Origin of the sequence: Microvirga terrestris, from assembly GCF_015694425.1 — a bacterium.
Taxonomy (GTDB): domain Bacteria; phylum Pseudomonadota; class Alphaproteobacteria; order Rhizobiales; family Beijerinckiaceae; genus Microvirga; species Microvirga terrestris.
On sequence record NZ_JADQDN010000007.1, the window covers coordinates 163130 to 173225 of the forward strand.

The 10096-nt window shown below is 59.5% G+C and carries 11 protein-coding genes and 1 pseudogene; 6 read left to right on the forward strand and 6 right to left on the reverse strand.

Annotated features, from left to right (window positions below):
* Positions 1–9 precede the first annotated feature (9 nt).
* Both I2H36_RS15145 and copM read left to right on the forward strand, forming a co-directional pair.
* Positions 10–384, forward strand: a complete 375-nt coding sequence (locus I2H36_RS15145; protein ID WP_196264737.1) for a hypothetical protein — start codon at positions 10–12, stop codon at positions 382–384.
* Positions 385–404: 20 nt separating this feature from the next.
* The gene (copM, locus tag I2H36_RS20130; protein ID WP_246718833.1) at positions 405–965 is read left to right on the forward strand and encodes a CopM family metallochaperone; all 561 of its coding nucleotides are present in this window, start codon (positions 405–407) and stop codon (positions 963–965) included.
* Between the two features lie 125 nt (positions 966–1090).
* Here the strand turns inward: copM and I2H36_RS20355 are convergent, their stop codons facing one another.
* Positions 1091–1219, reverse strand: a complete 129-nt coding sequence (locus tag I2H36_RS20355; protein WP_281433002.1) for a hypothetical protein — start codon at positions 1217–1219, stop codon at positions 1091–1093.
* 375 nt (positions 1220–1594) lie between these two features.
* Here I2H36_RS20355 and I2H36_RS15155 point away from each other — a divergent pair, with 375 nt between their 5' ends.
* Entirely contained in the window at positions 1595–2134 is a 540-nt protein-coding gene (locus I2H36_RS15155) for a hemerythrin domain-containing protein (RefSeq protein ID WP_196264738.1), read from the forward strand.
* A 111-nt stretch (positions 2135–2245) separates the two neighbouring features.
* Here the strand turns inward: I2H36_RS15155 and I2H36_RS20135 are convergent, their stop codons facing one another.
* The 5 genes and pseudogenes from I2H36_RS20135 to I2H36_RS15175 form a co-directional block, all read right to left on the reverse strand.
* A complete protein-coding gene (locus I2H36_RS20135; protein WP_246718834.1) occupies positions 2246–2965 on the reverse strand; it encodes an efflux RND transporter periplasmic adaptor subunit in 720 nt (239 codons plus the stop codon).
* A 212-nt stretch (positions 2966–3177) separates the two neighbouring features.
* Complete coding sequence (locus tag I2H36_RS20140; RefSeq protein WP_246718835.1) at positions 3178–3432, reverse strand: hypothetical protein; 255 nt, start codon at positions 3430–3432, stop codon at positions 3178–3180.
* Between the two features lies 1 nt (position 3433).
* On the reverse strand, positions 3434–5020 hold the full coding sequence (locus I2H36_RS15165; RefSeq protein WP_196264739.1) for an ABC transporter permease: 1587 nt from the start codon (positions 5018–5020) through the stop codon (positions 3434–3436).
* Between the two features lie 57 nt (positions 5021–5077).
* Positions 5078–5782 carry an ABC transporter permease family protein gene (locus tag I2H36_RS15170; protein WP_196264740.1) on the reverse strand — a complete coding sequence of 235 codons (705 nt, stop codon included), beginning with the start codon at positions 5780–5782 and terminating at the stop codon, positions 5078–5080.
* Positions 5779–6510: pseudogene (locus I2H36_RS15175) on the reverse strand (ABC transporter ATP-binding protein). Before I2H36_RS15175 ends, I2H36_RS15170 begins: the two are co-directional and overlap by 4 nt.
* Positions 6511–7897: 1387 nt before the next feature.
* Here I2H36_RS15175 and I2H36_RS15180 point away from each other — a divergent pair.
* From I2H36_RS15180 to I2H36_RS20360, 3 genes are all read left to right on the forward strand, one after another.
* The gene (locus I2H36_RS15180; protein WP_196264741.1) at positions 7898–8545 is read left to right on the forward strand and encodes a BON domain-containing protein; all 648 of its coding nucleotides are present in this window, start codon (positions 7898–7900) and stop codon (positions 8543–8545) included.
* 400 nt (positions 8546–8945) lie between these two features.
* A complete protein-coding gene (locus I2H36_RS15185) occupies positions 8946–9443 on the forward strand; it encodes a potassium channel family protein (protein WP_246718836.1) in 498 nt (165 codons plus the stop codon).
* A 204-nt stretch (positions 9444–9647) separates the two neighbouring features.
* Complete coding sequence (locus tag I2H36_RS20360; RefSeq protein ID WP_343234456.1) at positions 9648–10058, forward strand: helix-turn-helix domain-containing protein; 411 nt, start codon at positions 9648–9650, stop codon at positions 10056–10058.
* The last annotated feature ends 38 nt before the right edge of the window (positions 10059–10096 follow it).

The following is a 10096-nucleotide window of genomic DNA, read 5'->3' on the forward strand; positions in this document are numbered from 1 at the left end:
GAGAGTACAATGAAGCATCTCATTCTCGCTCTTGCCGTAACCGGATGGGCTATGTCGGCCAGTTCGCACGAGGTCGCGAAAGGCCCAAATGGCGGTCCTATCGCCGATAGCTCCGGCCACCACGTCGAGATGGTCGCCAAGGGAAGCGAACTCGTCCTGTTCCTCACGGAGGCTGACGATAAGCCGCTTGCATCCGTCAACACCAAGAACGCTCGCGCCGTCGTGCAGGATGGAGGCCAGACGGCCACCATCTCGCTTCAGCCCGTCGAGCCCAACAAGCTCGTGGGCAAACTCGCCCAGCCCCTAGGGGCGGGCGCTCGGGTTGTCTTTTCGGCAACCATGGCTGACGGCCACACCGTCCAAGCCCGCTTTGTCAACAATTGATTGGAAAAGGAGAAACTGCCATGAAGACCTCCATCCTCATCGTTTCCCTTCTTGCTGTGACTGCTCCGGCGCTCGCCCAAGCTCCGGCTGATCATCAGCAACACCACCCAGGTGGGACAACTTCTCCGCAGACGCAGGCTCAGCCTCAGGCACCTGCTGCACCGGCTCAACCGCAAGGTCAGATGCCGATGGGTCAGATGATGCAAAACATGCCCGAGCAGTGCCGCGCGATGATGCAGAACATGCCGCAGAATTGCATGAGTATGATGCAAGGCGGCATGATGCAGGGCCAGAGCGCCGCTCCCTCACAAGCCGCCGGACAGTCCGAGGCGACGAAAGCCTACATGACAGCCATGGACAAGATGCATGCGCCCATGATTCAGGGCATCCAAGATCCAGATCCGGATGTCGCCTTCGTTAAAGGCATGATTCCGCATCATCAAGGCGCCGTCGATATGGCTAGGGTCGTTCTTCAATACGGTAAGGACGAGCAGACCAAAAAATGGGCCGCTGACTTGATCCGCGAGCAGGAGCGCGAAATCAAGGAAATGCAGGACTGGCTGAAGAAGAACGGTCAGTAACGCCATTCTCAAGGGCGACTTTCGACGAGATAGTCGCCCTTTTCGTGGCGGAGGAGGTGACTAGCGGAGGACTCGAGCCCGGAGCTGCATGTCCCGAGCTAACGACCGCCACTTGAGTTTTGTTGTTAGCGGTTACCCTCGTCATCATCATGGTCGCCGGACCCGCCAGGCATCATGGCACGGCCCGAGCCCATCATGCCACCGGGCATGCTGGTCGACAGGATCCTGGCCTGGGACGATGAGAAAGCCTTCACCGATCCCTGCTGCTTCATGCGGGGCGTGGTACGGTGCAGCCAAGCTCACGCTCTCGACGGCAGGGTTCAGGTGCAAGTCAACTAGGTGTCGGGCACGGAAGGCTGGTCGAGGAGGCCGTCCTACAGCTCCATTTGGCGTTGACCCAGGTTCTAGACCGCGTCAATGTCATTAGAGCCAGGAGCAGGGCGTTGCTGCAAGCATCCAAGCCCTGAGTGCTTATGGTAAGCACTTTGCTCATCCGGAGTGGAAGCTGCTGGGGATTGATGGGACCCTTGTCCGACGTCACCGCTACGGCCTCAGGAACGGGAAGCGGACATTGCTCGTCCTTCTCACAGGTATCTCCAAACCACCCGTCGCATTCTCGGGAGAAGATCATGAGCCAGGCAATTGACGATCTCAGGCACGAACATGACGCGATCCTCTCGGCCCTGGATATCCTCGACCGGGTCGAAGCGGAAGCACGGCAGGGCACCGTGGCCGCCGGGGACATTTCCGCGTTCATCGGATTCCTGAAAGAGTTCGTGGACAAATGCCACCACGGCAAGGAGGAGGGGATGCTGTTTCCTGCCTTGGGCAAGGCAGGAGCATCAGAGCGGGAGGCGTCTGTTCCTGTGTTGCTCTCCGAGCATGAACGGGGGCGGGCCCTCGTCAAAGCGATGGAGGAAGCTAGCAGCCCTGCGCTCCAGCCCGAGCGGTTCTCTGCAGCGGCAAAGGCCTATTCGCGTCACCTCAGGGCCCACATCGAGAAGGAGAACAAGCTTCTATTCCCTAAGGCTGAGCAGATCCTAGACGAAGTTAAATTGGATATGCTTCATCGCGCATTCGTGAAGCACGAAGATGAGGTCATTGGGCAGGGACGGCATGAGGAGCTTCATCACATGCTTCACTCGCTGAAGGCGAAGTACTTCCACTGATGATCGGTACGCCGAACGTACCGGGGCAGGCTGCAAAGCACCGTAGCGGTGTCATCCAGGCACGAGTACATTATCGACTGAAGAGGTTATGCCAACGAACCACGGCAATCATTATCGCTTTCGGATTGATGCTCCGTCCGAGAGCGCGCTTGGCGGATACAGCACCACCCGCTCGCCCGGCCGCACCCCGTCGGATATGGCGGCCGTCTGATCGGAGCGCTGGGCGACGGATACCAGCCGCTCCTGACCGATACCCTCGTTGACGACGAACGTTGCCCAGCTGTCACCTCGCCGGAAGAGTGCACTGGTTGGTATGAGCGTGGTCATTGGGATCTCATGCACGATGATCTGAGCATCGACCCTGTAGCCGCCACCCAGGGTTGCCAAATTCTTTTGCGGCGAGGTGATGTCGATTACCACCCACACCCTCTGCTCCTCCGCGCCCAGCGCCGAAACCTTCGTGAAGGCGGGCGGCTCGACCAGTCGAACCCGGCCCTCAAGTTCCCGAGGGCTGCCCCAGCGCGTGATCTCGACCGGCGGTTCGGGTCGGATGGAAACCGCATCCGTCGTGAGCACATCGACGATTACCTCAAGGCCGCTGGGATCTCCGACCTCAACGACCGGGGCGCCTGCTGCAACGGCTGCCTCGCTCCCCTGCATGACGCGCAGGATGCGCCCGTTCACCGGTGCTGAAATCTCCCAGCCCTGGTCGGATTTAGGTTGGTCGTAGCGATGCAGTAGGGCCCGTGCCTGATTGAGCTCGTGCTCGGTTGCGTGCGTGCGAAGCTCGGCGGCCTGCAGGTCGCGTTCCGCGAAACGGAGGCTGAGCATTTCCCGCTCCAGCTGTTGAACCGTGGCCACGCCTCTTTGCTGCAGAGTTCGGATGCGCTCAACGTCGGCATGCGCCTCAATGAGTTGTGCCTAGGCCCTCTCCTTGCGGGTATCCGCTTCTCGAATGGCGGCCTCAGCGGTTCCTACACGCTCTTCGAGCTCGCGGCGGGTACGTGGGTCCAGCAGCTGCGGCAAGGAGGGCAGGAGGGATGCTATACGCCGTTCACATTCACTAGATCGCCTGCCTTGACCTCTAGGCGCAGCAGACGTCCGGCCAGCGGCGCCGAGATGACATAGCGGTCACGCACTCGGGTTCGTCCATCTTCCTCCACCACGGTGCGGAAAGAGCCCTCAGCCACGGTGCCGATTTCGACCAGGATGGGTTTGGGCGAGAACGCCCAGAAGAGAGTGTCGCCCAACACCGTCATCAGGGCTGTCGAAATCAGGATCCGCTTAACCCATCGCATGTCAGTCTCGCGTCTTGAGGACGGCGACGCGATCGAGACGGTCAATCCGGCGACGCACGAGGAGGGCGCTCACTACGCCGGCAGCCAAAACCGCGAGAGCGGCTGTTGCGAACGTCGCCGCGCTAATCATCGCCGGGATTCGAAACGTCTCGGTATCACGCAGTTCAATAATGAGGCTAACGGTGCTGTGACCCATGGCGAGTCTAAGTGGGATCGCAATGAGCATGTCGATGCCGAGTTCGGCTAGCAGGATGCGTGACGCCTCCGATCGCCTGAAGCCCAGAATTCGCAGGCTGGCGAGGTCCCAGGCGCGCTCCTGCAACACGATCCGAGCGCTGTTGTAGAAGACACCAATCGCGATGATGAGTCCAAAGGCTGTTAGCACGACGTCGGAGATCACCACCATGCCGGCGATCTTCTCATCGAAAACGCGCAGCCAGACGTTTTTCACGGATGTAGAGGTAATGCGCGGCTGTTCTGACAAACGCTGCCACACCTTAATGGCGGGGGCTGAATCGACCCGCAGTGTTGCGTGGGAGATAAGATCTCCTTCTCGTGTGAAACGATTGAGGCCGCCGATTTCCATGTAGGCACTGTAGCCGAGCATTTCATCCACGAGGGCTGCCACCAGGAGCTGGCGGATCGGCTGCTCGCCTTCGAGAACTTCAATTGTCAGATCCGAGCCGACCCCGATGCCCAGCTTTCGTGCCAACCCGGTGCTGATCGTCACACCGTCGCGCGGCAAAGGAATAGCCGCCAGATTGCTTTCGCTTGGAATTCGCAACTCTGATGCTTCGGCTAAGCCGGTCAGGCCAATCCGGTATGTGCGATGCCCGGCGCGGAGCCTGACTGGCACGATCCTCTGACCTTCCACAGTGAGAATACCTGGAGTGTGTCCGATCTCGCGGACTGCGCGGCCTGGGACAGGATCCGTAAAGGTGACGAAGGCATCGCCACGCTCAATGCCGTTGAACTGCACTGCGACCATGTAGTCGAGGGCGTCCCACCAGAAAAGGCCAAGCACAATCATCGGAACTGCGAAGGCCAAGCCGACGATTGTGAGGAGAGAACGAAGCGGGCGTCCGACGATCCCCCGCAGGGCCATCTTGGCGGCAGGTCTCAGCCTTCCGCCTGCAAGGGCACGGCTGAAAGCCACGGGCGCCGGAGGACGCATGGCCTCGGCCGGGGTGAGGCGCAGCACACGCCGAACCGCCGTCAGCACACCGGTGACGGCCGCCCCAAAGCTCACCACTAGAGCCGCCAAGGGTAGCCAGAGTGGGAATGTGTAGACCATCTCCGGAAAACGAAAGAACGGGCGGTAGTTGTTGAGCATCCCGTGGCCGTACCAGATGCCGACCAGAACACCTGTGAGAGATCCGAAGGCGTAGACGACAGCGACGAACTTCACATAGTGCAGGCCGATAGGAAGCGTCGGAAAACCAAGTGCCTTGAGTGCTGCAATCTGCTCGCGTTGAGCCTCCGCGAGTCGGCCGAGCACCACGTTGAGGAGAAACGCCGCGATGCCGAAGAAAACCAACGGGATCGTGATGGCGAGCGTCCTCTGTTCAGCAAGTTCGTCAGAGAGCAAGCGGTAAGGTGGCTGATCCCGCCGCTCGTGAGCCCCGGGCGCGCCATAGGGATCGAGCTATTCGTCCAGCACGGACATGACGGACTCGGCCGATGCGCCGGGGGCGAGCGACACAGCAACATTGTTGAACGCTCCTTCCATGTCGAACGCCGCCGCAATAGCACCTTCACCGGCCCAGAGCACCACGAAGGTTCTGTCGTCCGGCAGCGGGTTGCCGGGGCGCGAGGCGTAGACGAACTCTGGTGAATGGGCGATGCCGGCCACGCGGAAAGTTTGCATGCGCCCGTTCATGATGATGTCGATGAAATTTCCAGGCGCGACGTCCCAGGTCTCGGCAAAGCCGACATTGACGAGAACATCGTTCCGCCGGAGCGAATCGATCCAATGTCCTTTGATTAGATGAAGCCGATTGAGTTGAGGTTGTTCGTCGGCCGGTATCGAGATGATGCGGCCTGCGACCGAGAGATCGGATTGCGGCCAGGCGACACGCACATCCTTGATTACACGCGCTTCGACGAGAGCCGCCCCCGGAATCTCGGAAAGGCCCTGAAGAAGATACCTCGGCGCCCGCTTCACATCGGCCCAGAGCTCCGCGAAGCGGCTGTCCCGGTAATAGGTCTCCTGCGTGCTCAGGAGCGACACGTAGGTGCTGACCGAGCCTACTAGGACCGTCACGCCTGTGGCAACCAGCAGGATAATGGTGAAGACATGGCCCCGCATGCCCCAGAGGTCGCGTAATACCTTGCGGTCGAGCATGCTCACCAGGTCAGCTCCTCGGGTGAAAGACGGTGCGGGTTCACTTCGACGCCAACGATGCGTCCCTCACTGAGCCGCAGGACGCGGTGGGCCATGCCGGCGATGGCAGTGTTGTGCGTGATGACGATTGTGGTGGCGCACACTTCCTCATTGGCCCGGGTGATGGCAGCGAGCACCAGCTTACCGGTCTCGACATCGAGGGCGCCAGTCGGCTCGTCGCAGAGTATGGCGTCCGGACGTTTGACGATAGCGCGGGCAACCGCAACCCGCTGCTGCTCGCCGCCCGACAACTGGCATGGGAAGTGGTCAAGCCGGTGGGACAGGCCGACGAGAGCAAGCGCTTCCTCCCGCCTCATCGGGTTGTTGACGATCTCGGTGACGAGTTGCACGTTCTCGCGCACGGTGAGGTTGGGGATCAGGTTGTAGAATTGAAACACGAAGCCGACATGCTCACGGCGATATTCGGTCAGCTGTGCTTGGGAAGCCCCAGTCAGCTCATGATCGCGTCAAGTGGCCTTGCCGGAGGTTGGGACGTCGAGCCCGCCGAGAATGTTGAGAAGAGTCGACTTACCGGTGCCGGACGGGCCAAGCAAGACGACGAATTCGCCCTGATAGATCTCAAGGTCCACGTCGCGTAGGGCATAAACGAGTGTCTCGCTGGAGCCGTAGGCCTTGCATAGGCTGCGGGCGACGAAGACTGGAGCCAGCGCGCTGTGGGATACGGCTTCGCTGATCGATGTCTTGCTGACAGAGGCGGGTATCGGGGACACCCTAGCACCTCCTCTTCATTCGACCTTCTCAGAGTCCCAGGCACGTCCGTCGCCTTGGACTAGCTGCAATCCAATATTAAGCTGTTAGATCGCTACCCGTCTTTGATCGAGATCATGGACCTGATCCGTCCGCAAACCATGATGCCATCATGTCCGCTCTGCCGCGACTTACTCCTTAGGGGCATCGCGGACGAGTCATGGTAATGGATGCACGAGATGAGTATCCTATTGTTCTGCCGCATCAGGGACGTTGCTGATGCTTTCCTCTGAGAAAACCCACCTTTCAGCCTCGGCCGGGCTTTATCTTTCGGAGCCTTCGACCGTGTCATCGCTGTACGAGTTCCACAGGGTAGTCCGTCCGCTCCTCGTGATCCTGCGGGCACTGGGGCTGCTTGCCGGATTTGAAACGCGTCTTGCAGGGCCCGAGGAATAGTCCGGACCGGTTTGGGCTGCGGCGACTATTCCGGTCCTGGCTGCCTTACTGATCGAGATCGTGGCGAGCCTTCGGCGCGGGAGCGTGGGGCCCGATATCGTCGCCGCCTTGTCGATGACAGGAGCCGTCGCGTTCAGAGAAGGCACTGCAAGGCAATTCGTTATCAGGTCATTCGCCTGTCCGTAGCAACACCTCGGCCGTACGTATTGGAAAACCGCAGTTACTGCTCGATCGCTTTACTGATATTAGTCATTTTGGCTGACGATCTCGAACGGAAACACAGAGGTCTGACTGTGGCAGACCGGCACCTCGCCGCAGGCAAGAAGTGCATTGTCAAACAGCTTGCTCTGATCGAGAGGGTGATCGAGCAAGGCTGCTAGATCACAAGATCAGGGACATGCTGCGGTTGCTAGAAGATGCCATCGAGACGTGAAAGCAGCACCGCCAGCCGATTCTGGATGCCATCGCTCGGCATAATGCGACTTCGTACGATATGTTTTCTCATAAATCCTGATATTTTCGCCGCCGCGTTCTTGAGTTAGCGAATCAAGAGATTGGCCGGCCCCACCTCGCAGGCGAGTATCTCGACCATCCCCTGACTATTGGTGCCGATGCGGCCTCAGTGGCCCACCAGTACGGCCTCGCCCTAAAGTTCATCGCATCAGCATCGGGTTTGGTGTCGCTGCATCTGATAATAAGCATGCTAACTTTCGCGCTGAGCCGTTCCTATGAACCGCCTGATCACCTTATGCCTCTTGTTGAAAGGGAAATGGCATCCGCGCCGTAAAAGCAGCCAGACTTTGATTAAAGTCATATTTGCAAGGCGAGAATTTCCTGACAATTGCATGTCCGCAAGAACAGGCTCTCACCTCCGCAAGAACAGGCTCTCACCGGATAAATGGATACAGGAGATTTCTAATGGACGACCTTGTTCTACAGCAACTGGTGATCGACGAGCTAGAATTCGAGCCAAGCGTTGATGCCGCCAACATTGGCGTGGCGGTCGATAGCGGCGTTGTGACGCTTACCGGTCATGTTGGAAGCTATGCAGAAAAGATCGCTGCGGAGCGTGCTGCCCAGCGTGTGAGAGGGGTAAGGGCCATCGCTCAGGAGATTCAGGTCCGGTACCCGTCCGACAAGAAAACGTCCGACGACGAGATCGCAAAAAGAGCCGCCGACATCCTTGCCTGGGATGCTCGCGTACCGGACGAAGGCATTCAGATCAAGGTCCAAAATGGATGGGTGATGCTGACCGGCACGGTCGAGTGGCAGTATCAGCGAGTGGCAGCAGAGTCGGGTGTTCGCAAGCTGTCAGGCGTGATCGGTGTGTCAAATGAGATCGAGCTCAAGCCACAGGTGAAAGCTCCTGATGTTCGCGATAAGATCTTGAGTGCTCTCAAGCGGAATGCGGAGATCGAAGCCGACTCAATCCGGGTTTCGGTCAACGGCGATGAGGTGACCCTTGAGGGAAGGGTGCATGATTGGTACGAGCGCATCGTCATCGAAAGGGCGGCTTGGTCGGCGCCCGGCGTAAAGCACGTCCATGATCGAATGACGCTGAGTTGAGCGTTGATCTGAACCGTCATCCCAATCAAGGTTTAGTTACTCTGCTGATAGGATCGCTGTCGCAGTGGTGCAGGCAATCTAAGCTGATCGAAGCTGCTGGGCCTGTCACGCTCCCCTCCCGGTTGTTGAAATGTCATGGCCCTCCTGGCTCAACCCCCCTCGCACAGCGGTACAGCTCGTTAAGTTGATGGTACCTTTCTGAGAGGAGCTTGCAGAACCAGTGAGTCAACCTGCGGGCTTGTCGCTGTGGAGAGGCGCCGCACGTTGGCACCATTGACCTATCTCAATGCCCTGGCCGACCGCGGCGGTCCTTAAGCTTGCCTGCAATGTGCCCTGTCAGACACAGAGGACAGTGGTGAGGGTTGATCTAAGAGATGGTGCGGCACCCATGATTACGGCCATGGCAACGAGCGTGGTGCTGGTAGTGACCACGATCCTCATCGTCTACGAGACGCTGCGGCTGACCTCGAACCACTTGGCCGATCTGCCGGTGCCGCCACGGATGCGGATCATTGCCGTCGTCCTCGCCGCCTTTGTCGGCCATACGGCAGCGGTATGGGCCTACGCGTTGGGATACTGGGTTCTCAGCTTTAAGCTTCAGGTTGGTAGTTTTGCCGGCTTGCCAGTCGAGAACTTCCAAGATTGCCTCTATTTCTCTGTCGTCACCTACACGTCGCTTGGGTTCGGTGACCAAATCCCGGTTTCCCATGCTCGCCTTATTGCCGGCGTAGAGGCGTTGAACGGCCTGCTCTTGATCGGCTGGACCGCCTCGTTCACCTATCTCGCCATGGAGCGATACTGGCCCCTTCATGCCCGGAAAGCGCCACGGAAGCAGAGGGAGACACGCAGGCCCATCCCGCGCGGCGTGTCTTCGGGAAAACGCCATACGTTGCCCTGAAACCAACCAGGCTCATGGTTGGGCCTGGACGGTCGCCTCGTCGCAACAAGTCTGTCAGGATGGCCTCCGGAAACAGGATGAAACGAGCTGAGCCCGATCCAACCGGCGCCATTGGGCAGCAGGTGAAACCAGTCACACGGTGGCACGGATGATCCTACATGATCCTCCCCCGCGCGGTATCCGACCGGCTCCATCATCGAACAAGTGGCCCGGTTCAATCAGGAGAGCGCCACCATCGTTTTCCCAACGCGGGATCTCGATCGCCGGATCACCGGGGCCGACCCTATGAGGTGGGAGGTGCTGCAGGAGCGGATCCATCAGGTGAAAGTCGCTCAGGGCTCCGAATTCTCGGACGACATTCGGCTGCTGCCGCGCACGCGGCTGACAAGCACGCACTGTTCGGCGGATGACATCGCCCATTTGCTGTCCATGCACCGCCGCACCCTGAGCCACCGGCCGAAGGGCAGCGACATGGGTTACCGGGCGATTGCCAACGAGATCCGGTTTGAGATTGCCCGGCAGTTGCTAGAGGACAGTGAGGTGCCGCTTGGGCAGATTGCGGCGGCCCTCGGCTATTCCGAGGCCAGCGCATTCACCATTGCGTTTTGGCGCTGATCGGGCCGGACGCTCACCGCCTTGCGGGTCAAAGGGCA

Bases quoted from the DNA above. Each gene is read 5' to 3' on its own strand.
- I2H36_RS15145 (WP_196264737.1), top strand. From the start codon at position 10: ATGAAGCATCTCATTCTCGCTCTTGCCGTAACCGGATGGGCTATGTCG.
- copM (WP_246718833.1), top strand. From the start codon at position 405: ATGAAGACCTCCATCCTCATCGTTTCCCTTCTTGCTGTGACTGCTCCG.
- I2H36_RS15155 (WP_196264738.1), top strand. From the start codon at position 1,595: ATGAGCCAGGCAATTGACGATCTCAGGCACGAACATGACGCGATCCTC.
- I2H36_RS20135 (WP_246718834.1), bottom strand. From the start codon at position 2,965: ATGCTCAGCCTCCGTTTCGCGGAACGCGACCTGCAGGCCGCCGAGCTT.
- I2H36_RS20140 (WP_246718835.1), bottom strand. From the start codon at position 3,432: ATGCGATGGGTTAAGCGGATCCTGATTTCGACAGCCCTGATGACGGTG.
- I2H36_RS15180 (WP_196264741.1), top strand. From the start codon at position 7,898: ATGGACGACCTTGTTCTACAGCAACTGGTGATCGACGAGCTAGAATTC.
- I2H36_RS15185 (WP_246718836.1), top strand. From the start codon at position 8,946: ATGGCAACGAGCGTGGTGCTGGTAGTGACCACGATCCTCATCGTCTAC.